General features: G+C 72.6%; 25 protein-coding genes. 7 read left to right on the top strand and 18 right to left on the bottom strand.

The features are described from left to right. Positions 1–5: 5 nt before the first annotated feature. Positions 6–476, top strand: coding sequence for a 2'-5' RNA ligase family protein (locus I4J89_RS51610; RefSeq protein WP_196416857.1), 471 nt, complete (start codon positions 6–8; stop codon positions 474–476). Here the strand turns inward: I4J89_RS51610 and I4J89_RS26885 are convergent. The 4 genes from I4J89_RS26885 to I4J89_RS26900 are packed head-to-tail and all read right to left on the bottom strand — an operon-like array spanning position 453 to position 3,840. Then, positions 453–923, bottom strand: coding sequence for an HIT family protein (locus I4J89_RS26885; RefSeq protein WP_196416858.1), 471 nt, complete (start codon positions 921–923; stop codon positions 453–455). The genes I4J89_RS51610 and I4J89_RS26885 overlap by 24 nt on opposite strands. Next, the gene (locus tag I4J89_RS26890) at positions 920–1,801 is read right to left on the bottom strand and encodes a TIGR03619 family F420-dependent LLM class oxidoreductase (RefSeq protein WP_196416859.1); all 882 of its coding nucleotides are present in this window, start codon (positions 1,799–1,801) and stop codon (positions 920–922) included. Before I4J89_RS26890 ends, I4J89_RS26885 begins: the two co-directional genes overlap by 4 nt. Then, on the bottom strand, positions 1,802–2,701 hold the full coding sequence (locus tag I4J89_RS26895; protein WP_196416860.1) for an acyl-CoA dehydrogenase family protein: 900 nt from the start codon (positions 2,699–2,701) through the stop codon (positions 1,802–1,804). It lies immediately after the preceding gene. Between the two features lie 11 nt (positions 2,702–2,712). Then, entirely contained in the window at positions 2,713–3,840 is a 1,128-nt protein-coding gene (locus I4J89_RS26900) for an acyl-CoA dehydrogenase family protein (protein WP_196416861.1), read from the bottom strand. Positions 3,841–3,926: 86 nt separating this feature from the next. Here I4J89_RS26900 and I4J89_RS26905 point away from each other — a divergent pair, with 86 nt between their 5' ends. Continuing rightward, positions 3,927–5,045 carry an acetyl-CoA C-acetyltransferase gene (locus tag I4J89_RS26905; RefSeq protein WP_196416862.1) on the top strand — a complete coding sequence of 373 codons (1,119 nt, stop codon included), beginning with the start codon at positions 3,927–3,929 and terminating at the stop codon, positions 5,043–5,045. A 10-nt stretch (positions 5,046–5,055) separates the two neighbouring features. On the opposite strand, the gene I4J89_RS26910 is transcribed toward I4J89_RS26905, so the two are convergent. The 4 genes from I4J89_RS26910 to I4J89_RS26925 are packed head-to-tail and all read right to left on the bottom strand — an operon-like array spanning position 5,056 to position 8,346. After that, entirely contained in the window at positions 5,056–6,105 is a 1,050-nt protein-coding gene (locus I4J89_RS26910) for an NAD(P)H-dependent flavin oxidoreductase (RefSeq protein WP_196416863.1), read from the bottom strand. Then, entirely contained in the window at positions 6,102–6,794 is a 693-nt protein-coding gene (locus I4J89_RS26915) for a CoA-transferase subunit beta (RefSeq protein WP_196416864.1), read from the bottom strand. Before I4J89_RS26915 ends, I4J89_RS26910 begins: the two co-directional genes overlap by 4 nt. After that, positions 6,791–7,612, bottom strand: a complete 822-nt coding sequence (locus tag I4J89_RS26920; RefSeq protein WP_196416865.1) for a CoA transferase subunit A — start codon at positions 7,610–7,612, stop codon at positions 6,791–6,793. The genes I4J89_RS26915 and I4J89_RS26920 overlap by 4 nt, the downstream gene beginning before the upstream one ends. Further along, a complete protein-coding gene (locus I4J89_RS26925) occupies positions 7,609–8,346 on the bottom strand; it encodes an enoyl-CoA hydratase family protein (protein WP_196416866.1) in 738 nt (245 codons plus the stop codon). Before I4J89_RS26925 ends, I4J89_RS26920 begins: the two co-directional genes overlap by 4 nt. A 46-nt stretch (positions 8,347–8,392) precedes the next feature. Between I4J89_RS26925 and I4J89_RS26930 the strand changes: the two genes are divergently transcribed. From I4J89_RS26930 to I4J89_RS26940, 3 genes are all read left to right on the top strand, one after another. Continuing rightward, positions 8,393–9,226 carry an SDR family oxidoreductase gene (locus I4J89_RS26930; RefSeq protein WP_196416867.1) on the top strand — a complete coding sequence of 278 codons (834 nt, stop codon included), beginning with the start codon at positions 8,393–8,395 and terminating at the stop codon, positions 9,224–9,226. 336 nt (positions 9,227–9,562) lie between these two features. Further along, positions 9,563–11,071, top strand: a complete 1,509-nt coding sequence (locus I4J89_RS26935; protein ID WP_196416868.1) for an aldehyde dehydrogenase family protein — start codon at positions 9,563–9,565, stop codon at positions 11,069–11,071. A gap of 43 nt (positions 11,072–11,114) precedes the next feature. Then, positions 11,115–12,149, top strand: a complete 1,035-nt coding sequence (locus I4J89_RS26940; RefSeq protein WP_309238490.1) for an MBL fold metallo-hydrolase — start codon at positions 11,115–11,117, stop codon at positions 12,147–12,149. On the opposite strand, the gene I4J89_RS26945 is transcribed toward I4J89_RS26940, so the two are convergent. The 5 genes from I4J89_RS26945 to I4J89_RS26965 all read right to left on the bottom strand — a co-directional run bounded on the left by I4J89_RS26945 (position 12,129) and on the right by I4J89_RS26965 (position 15,560). Continuing rightward, on the bottom strand, positions 12,129–12,728 hold the full coding sequence (locus I4J89_RS26945) for a TetR/AcrR family transcriptional regulator (RefSeq protein ID WP_309238491.1): 600 nt from the start codon (positions 12,726–12,728) through the stop codon (positions 12,129–12,131). The two genes, I4J89_RS26940 and I4J89_RS26945, sit on opposite strands and share 21 nt — an antisense overlap. Before the next feature lie 35 nt (positions 12,729–12,763). Next, positions 12,764–13,219, bottom strand: coding sequence for a pyridoxamine 5'-phosphate oxidase family protein (locus I4J89_RS26950; RefSeq protein ID WP_196416869.1), 456 nt, complete (start codon positions 13,217–13,219; stop codon positions 12,764–12,766). Next, complete coding sequence (locus tag I4J89_RS26955; protein WP_196416870.1) at positions 13,212–14,132, bottom strand: SDR family NAD(P)-dependent oxidoreductase; 921 nt, start codon at positions 14,130–14,132, stop codon at positions 13,212–13,214. Before I4J89_RS26955 ends, I4J89_RS26950 begins: the two co-directional genes overlap by 8 nt. Position 14,133: 1 nt before the next feature. After that, a complete protein-coding gene (locus I4J89_RS26960) occupies positions 14,134–14,895 on the bottom strand; it encodes a glucose 1-dehydrogenase (protein ID WP_196416871.1) in 762 nt (253 codons plus the stop codon). A gap of 68 nt (positions 14,896–14,963) precedes the next feature. Next, complete coding sequence (locus tag I4J89_RS26965) at positions 14,964–15,560, bottom strand: TetR/AcrR family transcriptional regulator (RefSeq protein ID WP_196416872.1); 597 nt, start codon at positions 15,558–15,560, stop codon at positions 14,964–14,966. Positions 15,561–15,652: 92 nt separating this feature from the next. On the opposite strand from I4J89_RS26965, the gene I4J89_RS26970 reads away from it, so the two are divergent. Continuing rightward, complete coding sequence (locus tag I4J89_RS26970) at positions 15,653–16,738, top strand: alcohol dehydrogenase catalytic domain-containing protein (RefSeq protein ID WP_196416873.1); 1,086 nt, start codon at positions 15,653–15,655, stop codon at positions 16,736–16,738. Beyond that, entirely contained in the window at positions 16,738–17,805 is a 1,068-nt protein-coding gene (locus I4J89_RS26975) for an LLM class F420-dependent oxidoreductase (RefSeq protein WP_196416874.1), read from the top strand. Before I4J89_RS26970 ends, I4J89_RS26975 begins: the two co-directional genes overlap by 1 nt. Before the next feature lie 39 nt (positions 17,806–17,844). Here I4J89_RS26975 and I4J89_RS26980 read toward each other — a convergent pair whose 3' ends face one another. From I4J89_RS26980 to hypF, 5 genes are read right to left on the bottom strand one after another with little or no spacing between them, the layout of a single operon-like run. Continuing rightward, positions 17,845–18,573, bottom strand: a complete 729-nt coding sequence (locus I4J89_RS26980; protein WP_196416875.1) for a DUF6390 family protein — start codon at positions 18,571–18,573, stop codon at positions 17,845–17,847. Between the two features lies 1 nt (position 18,574). Next, the gene (hypE, locus tag I4J89_RS26985; protein ID WP_196416876.1) at positions 18,575–19,630 is read right to left on the bottom strand and encodes a hydrogenase expression/formation protein HypE; all 1,056 of its coding nucleotides are present in this window, start codon (positions 19,628–19,630) and stop codon (positions 18,575–18,577) included. Further along, positions 19,627–20,721 carry a hydrogenase formation protein HypD gene (gene hypD, locus I4J89_RS26990; protein WP_196416877.1) on the bottom strand — a complete coding sequence of 365 codons (1,095 nt, stop codon included), beginning with the start codon at positions 20,719–20,721 and terminating at the stop codon, positions 19,627–19,629. Before hypD ends, hypE begins: the two co-directional genes overlap by 4 nt. Continuing rightward, entirely contained in the window at positions 20,708–20,959 is a 252-nt protein-coding gene (locus tag I4J89_RS26995) for a HypC/HybG/HupF family hydrogenase formation chaperone (protein WP_196416878.1), read from the bottom strand. The genes hypD and I4J89_RS26995 overlap by 14 nt, the downstream gene beginning before the upstream one ends. A gap of 25 nt (positions 20,960–20,984) precedes the next feature. Further along, the gene (gene hypF, locus I4J89_RS27000) at positions 20,985–23,504 is read right to left on the bottom strand and encodes a carbamoyltransferase HypF (RefSeq protein WP_196416879.1); all 2,520 of its coding nucleotides are present in this window, start codon (positions 23,502–23,504) and stop codon (positions 20,985–20,987) included. Positions 23,505–23,507: the final 3 nt, after the last annotated feature.

Here is a 23,507-nt window from a genome sequence, read left to right on the forward strand (position 1 = left end):
CGATCGTGCACACCGTCGAGCTGCTCTTCGACGCCGCTCTCGAAACGAGCGTCCGGGACCTCTGGCAGCGCCTGCACGCCGCCGGGCTGCGCAGCCTCGCCGCACACACGCATGCCACGAATCGACCGCATCTCACCCTGGTGACCACCGGCCGGCTGCCCGCGCTGCCCCCGCTGGGCCTCCCGGTCCCGGTCTCGCTGGGCCCCGCGGCCCTGCTCGGCCGGACGCTGGTCCGCGAGGTGACGGCCGGCCCTTCGCTGCGGCGGTTGCAGAGCGCGGTCTGGGGCGCCGTCGTGCCGGCGAATCCGCTGCACTCCCCGGACCGCTGGACACCCCACGTCAGCCTCGCGCTGAACCTCCCGGCCGCGCAGCACGCCGCGGCCTTGGAGCTGCTCCGCGAGTTGCCGCCGGCACACGGCGAGCTGGTCACCGGCCGCAGCTACGACACCGAATCACGCACCGTGACCGACCTGTAGGTGGGCGCGCATGCGGTCCGCGAAGGCCCGCACCTCGTCCGGGCCGGGGTGCTCGCCGGTGGCGAACATGGCCACCTGCAGGGCCGGGCCGTAGCGGCCGTGCCGCTCCATCTCCGGTTTGTGCACCGGCTGAACCACGAAATGGATGTGGCCGGGGACGCCGCCCGCGTGCGACCACAGGGTGACGTAGATCTGCTCGGGCGCGGTCAGCTCGGTGAGCGCCGCCGAGGTGCGCTGGAGCAGCGGGCCGAGCTCGGCGCTCTCCTCGGCGGTCAGGTCGGCGACGTGGACGACGTGCCGCAGCGGCTTGACGATCAGCGCGCCGACACTCAGCGGGCCGACGCAGTGCTCGACCACCCAGTGCCGGGTCTCGTCGATGCGGCCACCCGGCAGCTCCTGGCGGCCGTCGATCAGGTCACACGCCAGGCATCCACTCTCGTCGCTCATGGCCGCAGCCTAAGCGGCTCGATCACCGCCTCGGCGAAGCGGTGCAGGGCGGCTTGCTTGGTTTGCAGGTCGGCGTCGAAGCCGGCGCCCTGGGCGAGCCACGGGACGACGATCGCGTCGGTTACGCCGATGGCGGCCTGCTCGCGGTAGCCGTCGAGGCCGAACCGGTCGATGCAGACGGCCTGGATCTCGAACGGGGTGCCGGCGCGGCCGTACGAGGCGCGTAGCTCGGTGAGCCGGTCGATGGTCGTACGCAGGTCTTCGAAGCGCATCATCGCGGAGGACCAGCCGTCACCGACCCGCGCGGCGCGGCGCAGTGCGGGTTCGGTGTGGCCGCCTACGTAGATCGGCACCGGCTCGGTGGGTGCCGGGCTCATCTGCAGCTTCTCGAAGGCGAAGTGCTTGCCATGATACGAGACCATGCCGCCGCCGAGGATCAGCCGCAGCACCTCGATCGCCTCGTCGGCGCGGGCACCGCGGTCCTTGAACGGCGTGCCGCACCAGTGCGACTCCTCGGGCGACCAGCCGAGGCCGACGCCCAGGCCGAAGCGGTTGCCGGTGAGGTTGGCGACCGAGCCGACCTGCCGGGCCAGCAGGACCGGGTTGCGCGGATCCAGCTTCAGTACCTGGGTGTAGAAGCGGATCCGGCTGGTGACCGCGCCCATCGCGGCGGCGGCGACCATCGGATCCGCCCACGGCGTGTCGGCGTCCCAGAACCGGCGGCCGTCCGGGGTGTACGGATACGAGGCCGACACGTGCTCGGAGTAGAAGAGCGAGTCCGGCAGGGCGATCGACGCGAACCCGCACTCCTCGGCGGTGCGCGCCAGTCCGGTCAGCTGGTCGAGCGGGCTCAGGGCGACACCCAGGGTGAATTTCATTCAGAGCACCTCGGATAGGGCGAGCAGTTGGGCGGTGGCGCCGCCGAGCAGGAACTCGTGGTACTTGGCGGCGAGGAAGTACCGGTGCAGCGGATATTCCAGGTCGATCCCGACACCGCCGTGTACGTGCACCGCGGTGTGCAGCACCCGGTGCCCGGCCTCGACGGCCCAGAAGCCGGCGGTCGCCACCTCGGCGGCGGCCGGCTGGTCGGCGTCGAGCAGCACGACCGCCTGCCAGAGCGCCACCCGCAGGGCTTCGACGTCGATGTACGCGTCGGCGAGTCGCTGCGAGACCGCCTGGAAGGAGCCGATCGGGCGGCCGAACTGGATGCGGGTGCGGGCGTACTCGGCGGTCATCTCGAGGGCGCGTTCGACGACGCCGAGCTGGTAGGCGGCGGTCCCGACGGTCAGGCGGGCGTGCATGAAGGCCGGGTCGGCGATCGTCGGCTCGTCCGGGAGCGTGGACCGGAGCAGGCCGGTCCCGGGGCCGCCTTCGACGATCTGCGGTTCGATGTCGGGCCGGTGGACCAGGTAGAGGCCGGCGCCGGCGGGGACCAGGACGGCGGCCGGATCGGGCACGATGCCGTGCACCTGGCCGTTGTGCGCCACAGCGAGCGCCGCCGCACCGGAGTAGACGAACGACGGGTCGAACCGGGCCAGGGTGGAGGCGGCGACCACGATCGAGGTCAGGTACGGGACCGTGGCGGCGTGCCGGCCGAGCTCGGTCAGGATCGCGGCTTGCTCGGGTAGCCCGTACCCCTCGCCTCCCGCTTGCTTGGGAAGTGCGGCGGTGAGCACGCCCGCCTCGGCCAGGGCCGGCCAGAGCGGGCGGCCGGAGGCCGCGAGATCGCGGGTGAGGCCGGCCAGCTCGCGCGCCTCACTGCTCGGCTCGAAATCCATGACCGCGCTCCTTATCGCCGGATCGGGAGGCCGAGGGCGCCGGCCGCGATGATGTCGCGCTGCACCTCGTTGGTGCCGCCGCCGAAGGTGAGGATCAGCGACGCGCGGTGCAGGCGTTCGATCCGGCCGGCCAGCAGCGCGCCGGGCGAGCCGTCCCGGACCGTCGCGGCCGGACCGAGTACCTCCATGAGCAGCCGGTACGCCTCAACGGCCAGTTCCGTGCCGTAGACCTTGCCGGCCGACGCCCGGGTGGCGGCCGGAGCGCTGCCGGAGTCGGCGGCCACCCGCCAGTTGAACAGCTTCAACACCTCGGCCTTCGCGTGCACCCGGGCCAGGTGCAGGCGCACCCATTCCCGCTCGATCGCCCCGGTCGAGACCGCCCAGTCGCGGACCTCGCGCAGCGAGCGTTGCAGTGGTGCGGCCGGGGTCAGCGCGACCCGCTCGTGGTTGAGCTGGTTGGTGATCAGCCGCCAGCCCTGGTTCTCCTCGCCGACCAGCGCGGAGACCGGCACCACCACGTCCTCGTAGTAGGTCGCGCTGGTGGACGGGCCGGCCACGGTGTGCACCGGGGTCCAGGAGAAGCCGGGCGAGTCGGTGGGCACGACCAGAATCGACAGGCCATGGTGCCGCTCCGCCGACGGATCGGTACGGCAGGCCAGCCACACGTAGTCCGCGTACTGGATCAGGCTGGTCCACATCTTCTGACCGTTGATCACGTAGTGGTCGCCGTCGCGGACCGCCCGGGTGCGCAGCGCCGCCAGGTCGGTCCCGGCGTCCGGCTCGGAGTAGCCGATGGAGAAGTGCACCTCGCCCGCCTCGATGCGGGGCAGCAACTCCGCGCGCTGCGCCGCGGTGCCATGCCGCCGGATGGTCGGCGCGACCGTGTAGAGGGTGAGGAACGGCACCGGCACCCCGGCCAGGGCCGCCTCCTCGGAGAAGATCAGCTGGTCCATCCGGGACCGCCCCTCGGTCCGGAGCCAGCCGTCGCGGCCGAGTTGCCGGACCACCTGCCGGTAGGCCGTGCCGTCGCCGTACTCGCCGCCGGGATCGATCAGGGCCTCGCGAAGTGCGGGCGTCATCAGCTCGGCGAAGTACGTCCGCAACTCCTGGCGCAGCTTCTCTTCCGACGGTGTGTGCATGAGGCGCCCCGCTCGCGGTAGATTAGGAGATGTCAATTTAGAACGTGTTCTACTAGTAGACCGAGCATTTGCGGGAGGCGTCAACAGTGGACGCTTATCTGGTCGGAGCGGTGCGAACCCCGGTCGGGCGCCGCAGCGGCATGCTCTCCGCCGTGCACCCCGCTGACCTGGCCGGACAGGTGATTGCGGCGGTCCTCGAGCGGGCCGGTGCCGACCCCGACGCCGTGGACGACGTGATCCTCGGCTGTGTCGACACCCTCGGCCCGCAGTCCGGCGACATCGCCCGCACCGCCTGGCTGGCGGCCGGGCTACCGGAACACGTTCCCGGTGTCACCGTGGACCGCCAGTGCGGCTCCGGGCAGCAGGCCGTGCACTTCGCCGTGCAGGCGGTGGCCAGCGGCACCGCCGACCTGGTGGTGGCCGGTGGGGTGCAGAGCATGAGCCAGGTGCCGATCGGCAGTGCCATGGCACCGGACGGGCCGTACCGGAACGCGGAAGGCTGGGCCGCCCGCTACGGCGACCAGGAGATCAACCAGTTCCGCAGCGCCGACGAGATCGCCGCGAAGTGGGCACTCACCCGGGCCGAGCTGGAGGAGTACTCCCTCGCCAGCCACCGTCGCGCGGTCGCCGCGATCGACGGCGGACGCTTCCGGCAGGAGATCATCGAGGGCGACGACGAGTGCCCCCGGCGGGACACCGATGCCGCGAAGATGGCGGCCCTGAAGCCGCTGCGCGACGGCGGCGTCACCACGGCCGCGATGGCCAGCCAGCTCGCCGACGGTGCGGCCGCCCTGCTGGTCGCCTCCGCGCGGGCGCTGATGACGTACGGCCTGAGTCCACGCGCCCGGATCCGGCACGTCTCCGCGCGCGGCGACGACCCGGTCCTGATGCTCACCGCGCCGATCGCCGCCACCGCGTACGCCCTGCGCCGCGCCGGCATGAGCATCACCGACATCGACCGCTTCGAGATCAACGAGGCGTTCGCCAGCGTCGCGCTGGCCTGGCTGCGGGAGACCGGCGCCGACCCGGCCCGGGTCAACGTCAACGGCGGCGCGATCGCCCTCGGCCACCCGCTCGGCGCGACCGGTGCCCGGCTGCTCACCAGCCTGCTGCACGAACTGGAGCGCACCGGCGGCCGCTACGGCCTGCTCACCATGTGCGAGGGCGGCGGACAGGCCAACGTGACGATCATCGAACGCATGTGACCCGGGGGCCTCATCGGACGCTGTCGAGCCGGTCCAGCCGCTCCGCCGCCTCCTTCATGATCCGGTCGATCAGCTCGGCACACGACGGCAGGTCGTCGATCAGTCCGGCGACCTGACCGGCGGACATCACCCCGTACTCCGGACGCCCCTCCACCATCGCCGTGCGCAACAGCACCGGCGTGCCCGCCGCCATCAGCGTCTGCGCCCAGCTCAGCTCGCGCCCGTGCCGGGCCGCGCGCCCGGCGCGCAGCAGTTCGGTCCAGGAGAGCCCGGAGAGACGCCGGAACGCGACCGCGTGCCGGGCCGAGCGCACCAGCGCACTCACCCTTCCCGATCTTTCCAACCCATCGATGTACGGGGTACGCAGCACCCGATGCGGCACCCCGTCCACCCTCGTCGTAACCACCGTCCCGGTCACCGGCGCGTCCAGGTACAGCTGCTTGACGCGGACACCGACCGGGCTGTCCGAGGTGAGCAGGAACCGGGTGCCCATGGCGACCCCGGCCGCACCGTAGGCGAGCGCGGCCACCAGCCCCCGCCCGTCGAAGAAGCCGCCGGCCGCCACCACCGGGATCCCGACCGCGTCCACCACCTGCGGCAACAGCAGCGTCGTCGGCACCGGCCCGGTGTGCCCGCCGCCCTCCCCGCCCTGGACCAGCAGGGCGTCCACGCCCCACCCGGCGACCTTCTCGGCGTGCCGGCGAGCACCGACCGACGGCATGGTCAGCACCCCGCCGTCGGCGCAGCGGCGGATCAGGTCCCGGTCCGGTGCCAGGGCGAACGACGCCAGCCGGACCCGCTCCCGGATCAGCAGGTCGACGCGTTCGCCGGCGTCGGGGGCGTCCGCGCGCAGGTTGACCCCGAACGGCGCATCGGTCCGCTCCCGGATCTGGCGGATCGTGTCGCGCAGCTGGCCGAGGCTCATGGTGGCCGACGCGACGATGCCGAACCCGCCCGCTTCCGACACCGCGGATACCAGGCCGGCGCCGGACACGTACCCCATCCCGGTCTGCACGATCGGATGCCGGCAGCCGAGCAGCTCGGTGAGTGCGGTCCTCACCGGACCTCCTTCTCCCTCAGCCCGTCCGGATCCAGGTGTTTCCGCAGGAGCGTCAGCTCCTCGGCAGTCGGCTCCCTGGTCGGCGGAACCTCGTCCGGGACCGTCAGCGAGAACCCGGTGGCGGCGACCACCTCGTCCACGGTCACGCCGGGGTGCACCGAGCGCAGCCGCATCGACCGGTCCGGCGTGGCGAAGTCGAGCACCGCGAGGTCGGTGACGACCAGGCGGATCTCATGAGCACCGCGGTCGTGCCCGGCACCGGACACCATGTCGACGTGCTCGACGAAGACCCGCGGTGAGTGCCGGGGGATCCAGTAGCTGGTCGGGTGGTTGACCGTGTTGCCGGGCGCGCCCCGTACGCCGAGCAGCTGCGACTTCGGGCGGTGCCAGTCGCCGATGCAGGAGATGTTCTGATTGCCGTACCGGTCGAGCTGGCTCGCGCCCATCATCACGTGCCGGGTCCCGGCGGCGACCATCCCGAACACCGCCCGGTACGGCAGCCAGCCCTCCACCTGCCCGTCCCGCAGCAGCGTGGCCTCACCGTCGGTGACCAGCAGCTCGGGGGAGAAGGTGAGCTGCGCCAGCCGCGCCCCGAGCCGGGGGATCAGCCCGGCGAAGCTGGCCAGGATCGCGCCGTCTCCGCGCCACGCCTCGGCGCACGCCACCACGCACACGTCCGCCCTGGTCATCGCGCTATCGCCGCCTGGTAGCCGGCCTCGTCGCCGTCCAGGTACCGGGCGCGGAAGGCGTCGAAGTCGGCGGTGGCGTACTCCCGCTGGAACTCCTCGTCGCGACCGTAGTCGGGGACGCAGCTGGTGAAGTGCGCGCCGTTCGGGGTGGCCACCACACCGTCGACCATCGACCGGTTCACCAGCAGGGTCTGTGGCGGGCCGGCGTCCATCAGGTCCGGTGTGCTGAGGATCCGCTCGCAGGACAGGAAGCGGCGCTTCGCGGCCAGGCAGAACAGATCGTCGAAGTACGGGTCGGGGCCGAGGTAGCGGCCGTTGCCCCCGGCGTCGGCGCGGTTCAGGTGGATGAGCGCGACGTCGAGCGGGAGCGCGGGCATGGCGACGAGCTCGGTGTCGTCGGCGTACGGGGACCTGATGGTCTTCAGGCCGGGGTTGACCCGCATCACGTCGGAGCCGAGACCGGCCCGGATCGGCAGGAACGGCAACCGGTTCGCCGCGGCGAGCAGTCCCCAGTAGAGCATCCCCTCGTCGTACTCGGTCAGCTCGACCGTCCCGGCGCCGCGGGCCCGCCGGAAGTGCGGTTCGAGAGGGATGCTGTCCAGCGACACGAAACCGGTGACCACCCTTGTGACGCATCCGGCGGCGACCAAGAGCCCGACGTCGGGACCGCCGTAGGTGACCAGGGTGAGGCCGGTCAGACCGGACCGGGCGATCGCCCGGACCAGAGCCATCGGCTTGCGCCGCGATCCCCACCCGCCGATGCCGATCGTCATGCCGTCGTGCAGCTCGCCGACCACGTCGTCGATCGTGACGATCATCGTCCCTCCAGGAAGCGCTCCCGGGCCCGGTCCCCGGCGCCGTCGAGGTTGAGCTCGAAGGTGAAGCCCTGCTCGAACCGGTAGGACCGCTTCACGTCGACCGGGTCGATCCCGTTCAGCGACTCCTTGGCCCGGCGGATGATCAGCGGGTCCTTGCCCGCTATCTCGGCGGCCACCCGGTGCGCGGCCCGCCTGAGGCCGGCCGCCGGGACCACCTCGAGGACCGTCCCGAACCGGTGCAACTGCCAGGCGGAGACCGGCCGGCACGTGTAGACCATGGTCCGCATCAGCTGGTGCGGAACCAGGCGGGACAGGTGGGTGGCCGCGCCGAGCGCACCCCGGTCCACCTCGGGCAGCCCGAACGTGGCGTCGTCGCTGGCCACCACCAGGTCCGCGTTGCCGGCCAGGCCGACGCCGCCGCCCAGGCAGAAGCCGTGCACCGCCGCGATCACCGGGACCGGGCAGTCATAGACCGCCGCGAACGCCGCTGCGCATCCACGATTGGCGGCCAGCAGGGCGTCATGGCCCTCGGCGCGCTGCATCTCCTTGATGTCCACACCGGCGCAGAAGCCGCGGCCCTCGGCGGCGAGCACCACGGCCCGGGTCCGCGGATCGGCCCCGGCCGCGACCAGGGCGTCGGCGAGCGCGTGCCAGCCGGCCGCCGGGACGGCGTTGACCGGCGGGAAGTCGAGGATCACCTCGGCGACGGCGCCGCGGTGCAGCTGCACGCCCATGCCCGGAGCCTAACCTAGCGCTTGCTTGGTTAGCTAGCATCGCCTCATGGATCCGCTCGACTTCACCGGCAAAGCTGTGGTCGTCACCGGCGGCACCCGCGGCATCGGCGCGGCGATCGCACACACCTTCCACGCGGCGGGTGCCGACGTGCTGGTCTGCGGCCGCACGCCACCAGCCACCGCGCGCTTCGCCGGGGCCGGCGGCGATGCCGCGCTTCGCGAGGATGCCGGGCTTCGCGGCGATGCGGCGCTTCGCGGCGAGCCCGGCGGCGGCGGTGCGGCGGCCGCGCGTGGCGTCGAGTTCTTCCGGGCCGACGTCCGCGACCCCGAGCAGGCGGCCGCGCTGGTCGCCGAGGCCGTCGCGCGGTTCGGCCGGCTCGACGTGCTGGTCAACAACGCCGGCGGCAGCCCGCACATCCCGGCCGCCAACGCCTCGCCCCGGATGCACGCCAAGGTGATCGAGCTGAACCTGATCGCACCGCTGCACGTCTCGCAGGCGGCCAACGCGGTGATGCGATCGCAGCCCACCGGCGGGGCCATCCTCATGATCGGCAGCGTCAGCGGAACGCGGCCGTCACCGGGCACCGCCGCCTACGGCGCCGCCAAAGCGGGCCTGCACCACCTGGCCACCAGCCTGGCCGCCGAGTGGGGCCCGGCGGTACGCGTGAACAGCCTCATCGTCGGCCCGGTCGGAGACAGCCTGGACCCGGCCGTGGTGGCGCGCACCGTGCCGGCCGGCCGGACCGCCTCACCGGAGGACGTAGCCGGAGCCTGCCTGCTGCTGGCCTCCCCGCTGGCCGGCTACGTGAGCGGCGCCGCCCTGGCCGTACACGGCGGCGGCGAATGGCCCGCCTATCTGGCGGAGTTCCGCCCGCACTGACCGCCCGACCCCGCGGTGTTTGTCGGCGGGCGCCGAATCCCCTGGGCCTTTGCCTGCCGGTCGCACCGGCGAGCAACCGGCGCCCGGTCCACCCGCAGCGGGACGGACTGGTGTTTCCCGGCGGCCGCGCTGGGGCCGGGACGTGAAGGCTGGCTTGCGCGGGGAGAGCGGGCACGCGTCGGCTTCGGCAGGAAGCCGGTCACGCGTACCGAAGAAGGAGAGTGACCGGGTGAGCAAACCTCGACCCACCAAGTCCGTATAGCGGAGGCCCGAGGCGCGGCGTACTCTCCGCAGAAGTAGAACAGGTTTCAATACTGCGGCCGCCGGAGGTGCGGGATGGTTCTCTCGATCAAGGCGAAGCGCGACGAACTCGGCCTGTCCACCGGCGAGCTTCTGATCGGCGGCGGGTGGCGGGCGGCGGCGGACGGGCGTACCTGGACGCACCCGCATCCCGCCACCGCGGAGGAGGTCGGCGCGTTCGCCGTCGCCGGCGCGACCGATGTGGACGCCGCTGTGCGCAGTGCCCGCCGCGCCTTCGACGAGGGGCCGTGGCCGCGTACCCGGGCCAAGGAGCGCATCCGCGTGCTGCGCCGCATCGCTGACGACCTCCGTGCCAACGCCGCCGAGTTGCAGGCTCTGGTCGCGCTCGACAACGGGGTGCCGGTCAGCTTCGGCGAGACCTATGCGATGTCGGTCGAGTGCGTGGCCGACGTCTTCGATCATCACGCCGGGTGGGTGGACAAGCTCGGCGGCGAGACCCTCCCGGGCTACCAGGGTGGCGAGCACCTGGTGATGACCCTGCGCGAGCCGGTCGGGGTGGTCGCCGCGATCATCCCGTGGAACGGGCCGCTGCTCCTCGCCGCGCAGAAGCTCGCACCGGCTCTCGCTGCCGGTTGCACCGTGGTGCTCAAGCCCAGTGAGTACGCGACCTTCTCCGCCCTGCGGCTGGCCCGCATCGTCGAGGAGGCCGGGCTGCCGCCGGGTGTGCTCAACGTGGTCACCGGCCCGGGTGAGCCGACCGGGGACGCTCTGATCAACCACCCGCTCGTTGACAAGATCACCTTCACCGGCAGTCGGGTGGTCGGCCGCAAGGTGCTCGCCGCCGCCGCGAACGGGGTGAAGCGCACCAGCCTGGAACTCGGCGGCAAGAGCCCGTCGCTGGTCTTCGGCGACGCCGACGTGTACGCGGCCGCCACCACCACGATGGGCACGGTCACCCTCGGCCTCTCCGGTCAGGCCTGTGTGGCGCACACCCGGGCCCTGGTCCACCGTGACGTCTACGACGAGTTCCTGGCCATCGTCGAGGCGATGGCCGCCCTGGTCAACTACGGTGACCCGTTCCACCCGGAGACCACCGCCTCGCCACTGATCAACGAGCGGCAGATGAACCGCGTGCTCGGCTACATCGAGCGCGGTCAGGCCGAGGGTGCCCGGCTGGTCACCGGAGGCGGCCGCGCGGACGGCGACCTGGCGGCCGGCAACTTCGTCCTGCCCACGGTCTTCGCCGACGTCAGCAACGACGCCACCATCGCCCGGGAGGAGATCTTCGGGCCGGTGCTCGCGGTGGTTCCGTTCACCGACGAGGAGGAGGCGGTGCGGCTGGCCAACGACACCTCGTACGGGCTGGCCGCCACGGTGTGGACCAGGGACGTGAAGCGGGCCATGCGGCTGACCCGGGCGGTACGCGCGGGAACGGTCGGCGTCAACGGCTACCAGCTGGAACCGCACGTGGCGTTCGGCGGGTTCGGGCAGTCCGGGCTCGGCCGGGAGGGCGGCCGGACCTCGATCGAGGCGTACACCGAGGTCAAGACGGTGTTGATCCCGACGACGGAAGAGATGATGTAGGGTTCACTTCCTAGACGGCATCCGTCTAGGAAAGGGGCTCGACGTGAACGTGCAACAGGCTGCCTGGCGGGCTCGGACCCTGCCGCCGGTGGAGAAACTGCCCAGTGGCCTGATCTCCGTTCCGGTGCCGATCCCGGACAACCCGTTGCGCTACACGCTCACCTACCTCGTCCCCGGCGACGACGGCCTGCTCGTGGTCGACCCCGGCTGGAACAGCGAGACCGGCTGGGCCGCCCTTGAGGCGGGCCTCGCCGTGGTCGGTGCCACCACCGCGGACGTGACCGGCATCGTCGTCACCCACGTGCACCCGGACCACCACGGCCTCACCGGCCGGCTCCGCGACGCCTCCGGCGCGTGGGTCGCCATGCACCCGGCCGAGCGCGCGACGCTGGCACGCGACCGGGACGCCGACCCCAGCCGCGCCCTCGGCGGCTGGCTGCGCGCCCTGCACGTGCCCGAGGAGGAGGTCACCGGCCTGCTCGCCACGTTCGGCGCCGACGTGGACCGGCACTTCGCCCCGCTCGCCGACGCCGACCTGATGCTCGAGGACGGCGACTCCGTGCCCCTGACCGGCCGGCGGTTGCGGGTGGTCTGGACGCCCGGGCACACCCCGGGCCACATCTGCCTGCTCGAGCCGGACGCGCGGGTGCTGCTCACCGGCGACCACCTGCTGCCCCGGATCACCCCCAACATCGGCCTCCAGCTGACCGGTGACGACCCGCTCGGCCGCTACCTCGGCTCGCTCACCAAGGTCGCCGCGCACGACGGCTGCGAGGCGCTGCCCGCCCACGAGTACCGGTTCGACGGCATCGCCGCTCGCGCCGCCGAACTCGCCGGACACCACCGGCAGCGCTGCGTCGAGATCGCCGCGACCGTGGAGCGGCTGGACCGGCCCTCCATCTGGCAGCTCACCGCGGCTCTGACCTGGTCGCGGCCGTGGTCCGAGATCGGGCCGATGCGGGTGGCCGCCGTCGCCGAGACCGCCGCACACGTCGAGCTGCTGATCCGTTCCGGGGAACTGGCCCGGGACGAGGACATGCGCCTGGTGTCGGGCGCGCTATGCGGCCGTGGTCACTGACGCCAGCACGAAGTCGACCAGGTCCTCGGCGTACTGATCGGCGCCTGCCGCCACCTTGGCCCGCAGCCGCGCCGGAGTGACCAGGGCGTGGTTGAGCGCGCCACCGCTGATGCTGTCCAGCAGCAGCGTCACGCTGGTCTCCCGGCCGAGCTGGCCGCGGTCGATGCCGCGGTGCACGATCGCCCGGGCCGCCGAGGTCTGCGACCGCCGGAACCGGTCGAGGTGTTCCTGACCGGCCGGGATCCGCTCCGCCTCGAGCATCAGCCGCAGCACCGCGCCACCGGCCTCACCGAGGAACGTGTGCAGCACCTGGCGGGCCAGGGCGACCAGGTCGTCGCGTACCGATCCGGTGTCGATGTCGCGCACTCCCGCGAGCCGGGTGGCCAGCGCGGCGCCCAGCAGGGCCTCCTTGTTCGGCCAGCGCAGGTAGATGGAGGCCTTGCCGACGCCCGCCTTGCGGGCGACGGCGTCCACCGAGAACCGGGCCCATCCCTCGGTGCCGTACACCTCGGCGGCCGCGCGCGTGATCCGCTCGTCCACCTCGGGATCGCGGGGCCGGCCCGCGGGCGTAGCAGCCACGATGATCAGTCTAGGTGTGTGCCCGCAGCCGGTTCTCAGTCCAGCAGCTTGCGGTGGTCCCAGCTGGCCACCCGGACCGGTTCCACCAGGTAGGCGGCCCGCTTGCGGGCGGCGTGCGAGACGTACGCGTCGAGCGCCTCGCGCGGCACGTCCGGCATCCGCCCGGCGATCAGCCGGCCCACCTCGGTGACCCCGGCCAGGTCGTCGATCCGTTCCACCACACCGGACACCTGGACGCCGCGCAGCTCGAAATAGTCCTCGCCGTCCTCCACCAGGCAGGTGACCCGGGGATCGCGGGCCAGGTTGCGCGCCTTGCGGGAGGCCCGGTAGGTCCAGAACGCGATCCGGCCTCCGGCCGATGCGAAGAACATGGTGACGAGGTGCGGCGTACCGTCCGGGTTGATGGTGGCGATCTGGACCTTTCGCGCGTACGCCAGAAGCGCCGCGACCTCCTCGTCGGTCATCCGCACGGTGGCACGCTGGCTACCCATCGCGGCTCTCCTCCCCGAAGGTGGACGGGGCGAGCGGCAGCGTGTCCTCGCAGACGAAGCCGGGCCGGGGCGGGTCCTCGGTGAAGATCGTGCTCAGGGCGGCGTCGAGCTCCGGAACCGTCCACCGGCCGGCGGCGGCGTGGAAGGCCGCGCGCACGGTCGGCGGCCCGAGGACCGCCACCACGTCGCCGTGCACCACGAACACCTCGCCGGTGATCCGGTCGGCGGCCGGCCCGGCCAGGTAGGTGACGAGCGGGGTGACCCGTTCCGGCGCCATCGGGTCGGGGCCGTCCGGTGCCGGGCCCATCAGGTCGCCGGTCATGGCGGTGCGGGCGCGGGGGCAGATGGCGTTCGCGCGTACCCCGTATCTCGCGCAACCACGTGCGGTCGCGAGCGTCAGGGCGACGATGCCGCCTTTGGCGGCGGCGTAGTTGGGTTGCCCTGCCGAGCCCAGCAGGAAGGCCTCGGAGGCGGTGTTGACGATCCGGGCGTACGCCGGCCGGCCGGCCGCCTTGCTACGCGCGCGCCAGTACGCGGTGGCGAACCGGGTGGTGACGAAGTGCCCGCGCAGGTGGACCCGCACCACGGTGTCCCACTCCTGTTCGGACATCGAGAAGACCATCCGGTCGCGGAGCACCCCGGCGTTGTTGACCAGGATGTCCAGCCCGCCGAACGTCTCCGTTGCGGTCCTCGTCAGCGCCTCACCGGTGGCCCACTCGGCGACGTCGCCGGGACAGGCGACCGCCTCGCCGCCGGCCGCCTTGATCCGGTCGACGACACCGTCGAGGGCCGGTCCGGGCAGGTCGTTGAGCACCACGCGGGCGCCGTCGGCGGCCAGCGCGACCGCCTCGGCCGCGCCCAGCCCCTGCCCGGCGCCGGTCACCACCGCGACCCGCCCGTCCAGCGTGCCCATCTCAGTAGCCCGGCCCGCTGAGCAGGCCGCCGTCGGCGAGGAACTCGGCGCCGGTGGTGTAGGACGACTCGTCGGAGGCCAGGAACGCGACCAGCCGGGAGATCTCCACCGGCTCGGCGAAGCGGGCGATCGGCAGCTGTTTGAGGAAGCCGCTGCCGTCCACGCCGGTCATGGTCTGCGCGGCGGCGAGCGCCATCGACGTCATCACCCCGCCCGGGTGCACCGAGTTGACCCGGATGCCGAGCGAGCCCAGCTCCTGCGCCGCCGACCGGGTGAGGCCGCGGACGCCGAACTTGCTGGCGCTGTACGCCGACAGCCCGGCCGCACCGGCGAAGCCCTCGATCGACGAGATGTTGACGATCGAGCCGCCACCGGCCGCGATCATCGCGGGGACGACCTGCCGGATGCCCAGCCAGGTGCCGACCAGGTTGACGTCGAGGACGTGGCGGAACTCGGCCGGGTCCATCTCGGTGACCGGCGCGTGCCGCAGGATCCCGGCGTTGTTCACCAGCACGTCGACGCGCCCGAACGCGGACAGCGTCGCGGCGACCGCCGCCTCCCAGTCGTCCGCGCTCGTCACGTCGTGGCGCACGAACCGGCACCGGTCCGCGCCCAGCCCGTCGGCGACGGCCTGGCCCTTCTCGTCGAGGACGTCACCGATGACCACCCGGGCCCCCTCGGCGACGAAGTGCCGGGCATGTGCCTTGCCCATGCCCCGGGCACCGCCGGTGATCAGTGCCACCTTGCCGTCCAGCCGCCCCATCGCGCCTCCCAGGCCGGGCTCAACCAAACGCTTGCTTGGGTGGAGCCTAGACCCAGCGGGACGGATTGTCAGGCGGTGATGCCGTCGAAGAGCAGGCGCAGCAGCCCGTCCACGATCTCGTCGGTGCTCCAGCCGGCACCCTTGCTCGGCCGCCACGACGTGGGGATCCAGAGGATGTCGCGGAGCAGCCGGTAGACCAGCCGGGCGTCCAGGTCGGCGCGGAACACCCCGGTCTGCTTGCCGCGTTCCAGCTGCTCGACCCAGGTCTGCTCGATCTCCTTCATCGCGGTGCGCAGGTAGCCGAAGCGGGGCTGTGCGCTGAAGTAGCTCCAGTCGTTCTGCAGCATGGTCAGCGCCGCGCGGTGGCGGCTCAGCGTGGCGGTGCTGGACCGCACGATCTCCTCGATGGCCTTGCGCGGATCGTCCGTGGAGGCGACCGCTGACCGGTAGCCGGCGAGCACGTCGTCGAGGAAGGCACTGAGGATCTCGTCGCCGATCGACTCCTTCGAGTCGAAATGGTGGTACAGGCTGCCGGAGAGGATGCCGGCGGCCTCCGCGATGTTGCGTACGGTCGTGGCCCGGAAGCCCTTCTCGGCGAAGAGGTCGCCGGCGAGCTGAACCAGGTGCGCACGCCGCTCCGAGCTGTTCTTCGAAGGGGTCGTCACCAGGCCTATTATGCCGCCCTGCCAAACGCTTGCTTGGTCGACCACACCCGGATAGCGTAGAACGCGTTCTAATTCTGAGTGGGGGTGGCGGGATGCGCGCGGCGGTTCTCCACACGATCGGCGAAGAGAAGCTCGACCTCCGTGACGACGTGACCGTCCTCGGTCCCGGGCCGGGCGAGGTGCACCTGCGGGTGCGCGCGTCCGGTGTCTGCCACTCCGACCTGTCCGCTCTCAACGGTGGCCTGCCCCAGCCGGTGCCGGCCGTGCTCGGTCATGAGGCCGCCGGCGACGTCATCGCCGTCGGCGACGGCGTCGAGGACCTGGCCCCCGGCGACCGGGTCGCGGTGAACTGGCTGCCGTCCTGCGGGACCTGTGCGCACTGCCGCCGCAACGAGCCGTACCTGTGCATGACCCACGTGATGGCCGGCTACGTGATGCCCCGGTTCATGGCCGGTGAGCTGCCCGTCTTCGGGATGGCCGGATGCGGGTCGTTCGCCGAGGAGATGGTCGTGCCGCGGGCCGGTGCCGTGCCGATCGACGCCGACGTCCCGTACGAGGTGGCCGCCCTGGTCGGCTGCGGTGTCACCACCGGCGTCGGCGCGGTGATCAACACGGCCCGGGTGCGGCCCGGCGACACCGTCGTGGTGATCGGCTGCGGCGGGGTGGGCATCGCCGCGGTGCAGGGTGCCCGACTGGCCGGCGCCGCCGTGATCGTCGCCGTCGACACGGTGCCCGGCCGGCACGAGGCGGCCCGCCGGTTCGGCGCCACCCACACGGCCACTCCCGACGAGCTCAGCGATCTGCAGACCGAGGTCGTTCCCGAGGGCTTCGACTACGCGTTCGACGTGGTGGCCGTGCCGCAGACCCTGCGTACCGCCTGGACCGCCTGCCGCCGCGGCGGCACCGTGGTCGTGGTCGGTGCCGGCCGGGCCGACCAGCAGGTCGAGTTCAGCCCGTTCGAACTGCTCTTCGAGGGCAAGACGATCGTCCCGTCGCTGTACGGCTCGGCCGACCCGCCCCGCGACTTCGGCCGGCTGCTCAGCCTGTGGCGGGCCGGCCGGCTGGACATCGCGGGCATGATCAGCCGCCGGCTGCGCCTGGACCAGGTGGGTGACGCCCTGGCCGGCCTCGGCAGCGGCGACGTGATCCGGCAGGTGATCCTGCACGGGGACAGCTGATGCGGCTCGGCATCCAGCTCGGGTACAGCGGTCAGGGCTTCGCGGACGCGGTCGACGAGGTGGTGGAGTTCGAGCAGGCCGGGGCCGAGCTCGTGGTGGTGCCGGAGGCGTACAGCTTCGACGCGGTCAGCCAGCTGGGCTTTCTGGCGGCGCGGACCCGGACCATGGGACTGGCCTCCGGGGTGATGCAGACCTTCACCCGGACGCCCACGCTCACCGCGATGACCGCGGCCGGCCTGGACTACGTCTCCGGTGGACGGTTCTCGCTCGGGCTCGGCGCCTCGGGCCCGCAGGTGATCGAGGGCTTCCACGGGGTGCGGTACGACGCGCCGGTCGCGCGTACCCGGGAGATCGTGGAGATCTGCCGGCGCACCTGGCGACGGGAGGCGCTGGTCTTCCAGGGCGAGCACTACCGGATCCCGCTGCCCGGCGAATACGGCAAGCCGCTCAAGCTGATCAACCGGCCGGTACGCGAGCGGATCCCGATCCTGCTCGCCGCCATGGGCCCGCGCAACGTCGCCCTGGCCGCCGAGATCGCCGACGGCTGGCAGGCGCTCTTCCTGGACCCGCGCGCGGCCGGCCGGGTGTTCGGCGAAGCGCTCGCCGACGGCCTGGCCCGCCGTGACCCCGAGCTCGGGCCGCTGGACGTGTCGGTACCCGTACCGTATGCACTGGCTGAACCGACGCCGGCGCTGCTCGGCCCGCACCGTGCCCAGCTCGCGCTCTATCTGGGCGGCATGGGCGCGCGCAAGCGCAACTTCTCCAACGACCTGATCCGCCGCTACGGCTACCCGCGTGCGGCCGAGCTGATCCAGGAGCTGTACCTGTCCGGCCGCAAGGCGGAGGCGGCGGCCGCGGTGCCGGACGACCTGGTGGCGGCGACCTGCCTGGTCGGCGCCCCGGACGAGATCAGGAGAAGGCTGGACGACCTGGCCGCCGCCGGGGTGACCACGATCCTGGCGTCGCCGCTCGCGGCCGCCCGGGCCGAGCGGGTCAAGGACGTGACCGCACTCCGTCAGCTCCTCGACGACGCCGGCCCAACCCCACCGCTGTCTGCGGAACGTTGAGGCAGCGCTGGGGTTGGGCCGGTTTCGGGTGGCCCAACGTCACTGTCGTTTCGGGGACGTTGAGGCAGCACCGGGGTTGGGCTGGAAGAGGGTGTCTAGGCGGCGGTGCTCCTGCTCCTCGATGGCGGTCTGCTGTGCGGGGGTGAGCACGTCGCAGATCCAGTCCCAGTGCAGGGCCACCCGGTCGCCCGACTCGACGTCCCGGGGCAGCGTCCGCACCACCTCGTCGGCGGGTGGGCCGGAGGTCAGCGTGCCGTCCGTCCAGATCAGCGGCCGGGAGACCACGGTGGCGGTCGGGCCGTGCACCGCCCGGACCGTGCCGGTGCGGATGCGGCAGCGGTCCAGCACCGACACCGCCGCCGGATTGCCGGTGCGGCGTAGCAGGCCGAGCCACGGATACACCTCGAAGACGTGGAAGCTGTGGTGCGCCACCGCCCGGTCCTGCGCCGACGCCCAGCTGCCGCCCTCCTGCCCGGCGAACCGGCGGCGGAGGAACGCGGCGAGCGCGGCCGGCGGCACCCGGTCCAGCAGGTCGTTGCCGATCCAGTACGCCTCGACCACGCGCGCGTCGAGCGGATCGGCGATGTCCGCCGAGCGGGCGATGAACTCCAGGTACGCCCAGGCGCCCTGGAAGGCGCGGGCCCGGGCGGCGATCTCGGCGGTGGCGTCGGCGCGCAACAGCACCGAGGCGCCCTCGGGGCCGCAGTAACCGAGCGCGTTCGGCGGATAGGCGTAGCGGGCGAACAGCCGCGTCCCGGAGTCGCTCACGTCAGCAGATCCGGGGGAGTTGTTCGCCGATCGGCATGCTGATCACCCGGGTGCCGCCGAGGGCGGTGCGGGCGACGACCATGCCGGGATGGTCCGGCACGCAGGTCCCGATCTTTCGAGCACCTTTACCGTACGCGTGCGCGCGCATCGCCTCGAGCACCTGCTCGGCGTGCGGCTCCGGCACGAACGCGACCAGTTTGCCCTCGTTGGCGACCTGCAACGGGTCGAGTCCGAGCAGGTTGCACGCGTCCGCGACCTCGCCGGGCACGGGCAGGTCCCGTTCGGTCAGCTCGACACCCACCCCGGCCGCCTTGGCGATCTCGTTGAGGGCGGCCGCCACCCCGCCCCGGGTGGGGTCGCGCAGCACGTGCACGTCGGCGCCGGTGGCCAGCATCGCCGCGACCAGGCCGTGCAGCGGCGCGGTGTCGCTGCGCACCTCGGTGCCGAAGGTCAGGCCCTCCCGGCAGCTCAGCACGGCCACGCCGTGCGCGCCGAGGTCGCCGCTGATCAGGATCGCGTCGCCGGGGGCGGCCCGGCCGGGGCGGATGTCCACGCCCTCGGGGACCACACCGATCCCGGCCGTGGTGACGTAGACACCGTCGCCGCTGCCGTTGTCCACCACCTTCGTGTCGCCGGTGACCAGCCGCACCCCGGCGGCCCGGGCGGCCGCACCCATCGCCTCGGCGATCCGGCCCAGCTCGGCGAGCGCGGTGCCCTCCTGGAGGATGAACGCGGCCGACAGGTGCAGCGGGGTGGCACCGGACATCGCCAGGTCGTTGACGGTGCCGTTGACCGCCAGGTCGCCGATCGAGCCGCCGGGGAAGAACATCGGCTTGACCACGAACCCGTCGGTGGAGAACGCCAGGCGAGTGCCGCCGATCTCCAGGACGGCACAGTCGCCCAGCTCGCCGGGCGCGCCGGCGGACCCGTACCCGGGCAGGAAGAGATGTCGCACCAGCTCGGCCGACATCGCCCCGCCCCCGCCGTGTCCCAGCACGATCGCGGGGGTGTCGCGCAGCGGCACCGGACATGTCCAACTCTCGAAATCAAGAGTCATGAGTGCGTCACCAGCCGGTACGCGTAATACGCCGCGCACGCCCCCTCGGACGACACCATCGTCGCGCCGAGCGGCGTCCGGGGCGTGCACTGCTTGCCGAACGCCGCGCACTCGTGCGGCTTGAGCAAACCCTGCAAGACCTCACCGGAACGGCACAGCGGTGACTCCGCGGTCCGCAGCCCGCCCACGTCGAAGCGCAGTTCCGCGTCGAACTCCCGGTACCGCGAGGAGAGCCGCCAGCCGCTACCGGGTATCTCGCCGATGCCGCGCCAGGTCCGGTCGGTCACCTCGAACACGTCGCGCAGCATCGCCATCGCGGCCGGATTGCCCTCGTCGCGTACCGCCCGTGGGTACGCGTTGCGCACCTCGGCCCGGCCCTGCTCGAGCAGCGTGATCGTCTGCCGGATGCCCTCCAGGATGTCGAGCGGCTCGAACCCGGTGACCACGATCGGCACCCCGTACTTGTGGGCCAGCGGCGGGTACTCGCGGGTGCCCATCACGCTGCACACGTGCCCGGCGGCCAGGAACGCCTGCACCCGGCAGCGCGGCGACTCCATGATGGCCGCGATCGCCGGTGGCACCAGCACGTGCGACACCAGCAGCGAGAAGTTGGTCACGCCGAGCCGCCGGGCCTGGTGGACGGTCATCGCGTTGGCCGGGGCGGTGGTCTCGAACCCGATGCCGAAGAACACCACCTGCCGGTCCGGGTTCTGCCGGGCCAGTTTCAGCGCGTCCATCGGGGAGTAGACCACGCGTACGTCGCCGCCGGCGCTCTTCACCCCGAACAGGTCCTGGCCACTTCCCGGCACCCGCAGCATGTCGCCGAACGAGCAGAAGATCACCTCGGGCCGGGCGGCGATTGCGAGCGCCTTGTCGATCACCTCGAGCGGGGTGACGCAGACCGGGCAGCCCGGCCCGTGAATCATCTCGACGTCGTCCGGCAGCAGCTGGTCGATGCCGTGCCGGATGATCGAATGTGTCTGCCCGCCGCAGACCTCCATCATGGCCCAGGGCCGGGTGGTGACCGCGTGGATCTGATCGATCAGCCGGGCGGCCAGGTCGGGATCACTGAACTCGTCAAGGTATTTCACGGAACTCCTCCTCGAGGATGCCCAGCCGTTCGAAGTTGGCGAGGGTCTGGCGGGCCGACTCCTCGTCGAGTTGCTGGATGGCGAAGCCGACGTGCACGATCACGTACTCGCCGACACCCACCCCGGGCACGTATTGCAGGCACACCTCCTTGCGCACGCCGCCGAAGTCCACCTCGGCCATCGGTACGCCGTCCGCGTCGGCGATGCTCAGAACGCGGCCCGGAACAGCAAGGCACACGACTCGTTCTCCCTTCTGCGAACGACTAACCGGACGCACCCACCACGAGCTGGCCGAGCGCGATGCCACCGTCGTTGGGCGGCAGCAGCCGGGGCCGCAGCACCCGGAAACCGCGCTCGGCCAGGTCCTGTTCGGCGGCGGCGACCAGCAGCGCGTTCTGGAACACGCCGCCGCCCAGCGCCACCACTCCCAGCCCGGTCTGCTCCCGGCACTGCTCGGCCAGCCGGACGATCAGGCCGGCGACCGCCGCGTGGAAGCGGGCCGCGATCACCGCCGGGGACACGCCGCCGCGGACGTCGGCGGCCACCGCCCGGATCACCGGCCCGGGATCGGCGACGTCCGGGCGGGGCTCGAACGCGTAGGCGGGATGCGGCTCCAGGCCGTGCCGGGCGGCCAGTCCTTCCAGGATCATCGCGGCCTCCGCCTCGTACTCGACGGTCTGCCGCACCCCGGCCAGGGCCGCCACCGCGTCGAACAGCCGTCCCATGCTGGACGTCGGCACGCACCCGAACCCGGTGCCGAACTGCCGGTCCAGCACGCCCCGCTCGGCGGCCGGGCACGCCGTCACCGGCGGCAGCTCCGGCCACCAGGGCACGCCCGCGGCCCGCAGATACGACAGCGCCATCCGGTACGGGCGCCGCACACTCGCGTCACCCCCGGCCAGGGGCACGTAACCGAGGTGCGCGACGCGCCGGAATCCCTTGTAGCCGGCGATCATCACCTCACCGCCCCAGACGGCGCCGTCGGTTCCGTAACCGGTGCCGTCGAAGGCGAACCCGATCACCTGCTCGTCCGGCCCGGCCCCGTGCTCGGCGAGCACCGCGGCCAGGTGCGCGTGGTGGTGCTGGACCAGGCGTACCGGGCGGCCGGCGGCGTGTGCCCGGGCCCAGCCGGTGGAGTGGTATCCGGGGTGCAGGTCGGCGATCAGCAGTTCGGGCCGCACCCCGGTGAGGTGTTCCAGGTGCCGGGCGCTGCTGGTCAGCGCGTCCAGGCCGGCCAGGTCGTCCAGGTCGCCGATGTGCTGGCTGGCCCACGCGTACCGGCCGGCGCCGACCGCGCAGGTGTTCTTCAGATCGGCGCCGACCGCCAGCGCCGGGGTGAGGTCGAACGGCACGGTGACCGGCAGGGGTGCGTAGCCGCGGGACCGGCGCACCGGCAGTTCGGCTCCCGAGGTGTAGCGGGTGACCGAGTCGTCGCACGGCACCCGGATGGCGCGGTCGTGACGCAGCCAGGCGTCGGCGAGCGGCCCGAGCCGGCGGCGGGCGTCCTCGTCGTCGGCGGCGATCGGTTCCCCGGCCAGGTTGCCGGACGTCATGACCAGGGCGTCCGGGCCGGGCGGGTCGCCGGGCAAGCCGGAGAGCAGCACGTGCAGCGGGGTGTACGGCAGCATGACGCCGAGTTCGGCGTGGTCCGGGGCGACCGTGGCGGCGACCGGTGCGGGCGAGTCCCGGCGGGGGAGCAGCACGATCGGCCGCCGGGCGCCGGTGAGCAGCCGTTCCTCGCCGGCGGTGAGTTCCACCAGCTCGCGGGCGGTCTCCAGGCCGGCGACCATCACCGCGAACGGCTTGCCGCCGCGCCGCTTGCGGTCGCGGAGCGTGGCCACCGCCGTGTCGTCGCGGGCGTCGCAGGCCAGGTGGTAGCCGCCGAGGCCCTTCACCGCGACGATCGCCCCGGACGACAGCAGCCGCCGGGCCTCGCTGAGGGCGTCCTCGCCGTAGCGGGCCGGGCCGTCCGGGGTGACGAGTTCGAGGCGGGGGCCGCATCCGGGGCAGGCGATCGGCTGAGCGTGGAAGCGGCGGTCGGCCGGGTCGTCGTACTCGGCGCGGCAGGCGTCGCACATCGGGAAACCGGCCATCGTGGTGGACGCCCGGTCGTACGGCAGGGCGTCGATGATGGTGAACCGCGGACCACAGTTGGTGCAGGTGATGAAGGGATGCCGGTAGCGCCGGTCGGCCGGGTCGCGCAGCTCGCGCAGGCAGTCCGCGCAGATCGCGACATCAGGGGAGGCGAGGGTACGGGCCGGCCCGCTCCCGTGGGACGCGGCGATGCTGAACCCGGTCCCGCCGGTGACCGGCAGTTCCTCCTCGTCCACTCCGGTGATCATCGCCAGCGGCGGTGCACCGGTGCGCAGGCGCTGCCCGTACTCGGCGACCGCCTCCGGTTCCCCCTCTACCTCGACGACCACGCCACCGGCCGTGTTGCTCACCTCGCCGGTGAGCGAGAGCTCCGAGGCGGTCACGTAGGCGAACGGCCGGAACCCCACGCCCTGCACCAGCCCGCCCACCGTGAACCGGCGCCGGACCCGGGTCTCCCGGCGGCCGCTGCCGATCAGCTCCAGCCCGGCCATCGCCTGTCCGGCCTGCGCCTCGTCGAGGATCTCCATGGCGAAGCCGAGGTGGATCAGCACCCAGTCGCCCGGCTCCGGCGCGGCCGCCAGCATGCCGATGTTCACCCGCCGGCCGGCCCCGGCCACCTCGACCAGCGCGAGCTGCCCCGCGTTGCCCGGCAGGATCTCCCGCACCCGCCCCGGAATGCCCAGGCACATCGC

This window comes from Actinoplanes aureus (assembly GCF_015704865.1).
In the GTDB taxonomy this organism is placed as follows: domain Bacteria; phylum Actinomycetota; class Actinomycetes; order Mycobacteriales; family Micromonosporaceae; genus Actinoplanes; species Actinoplanes aureus.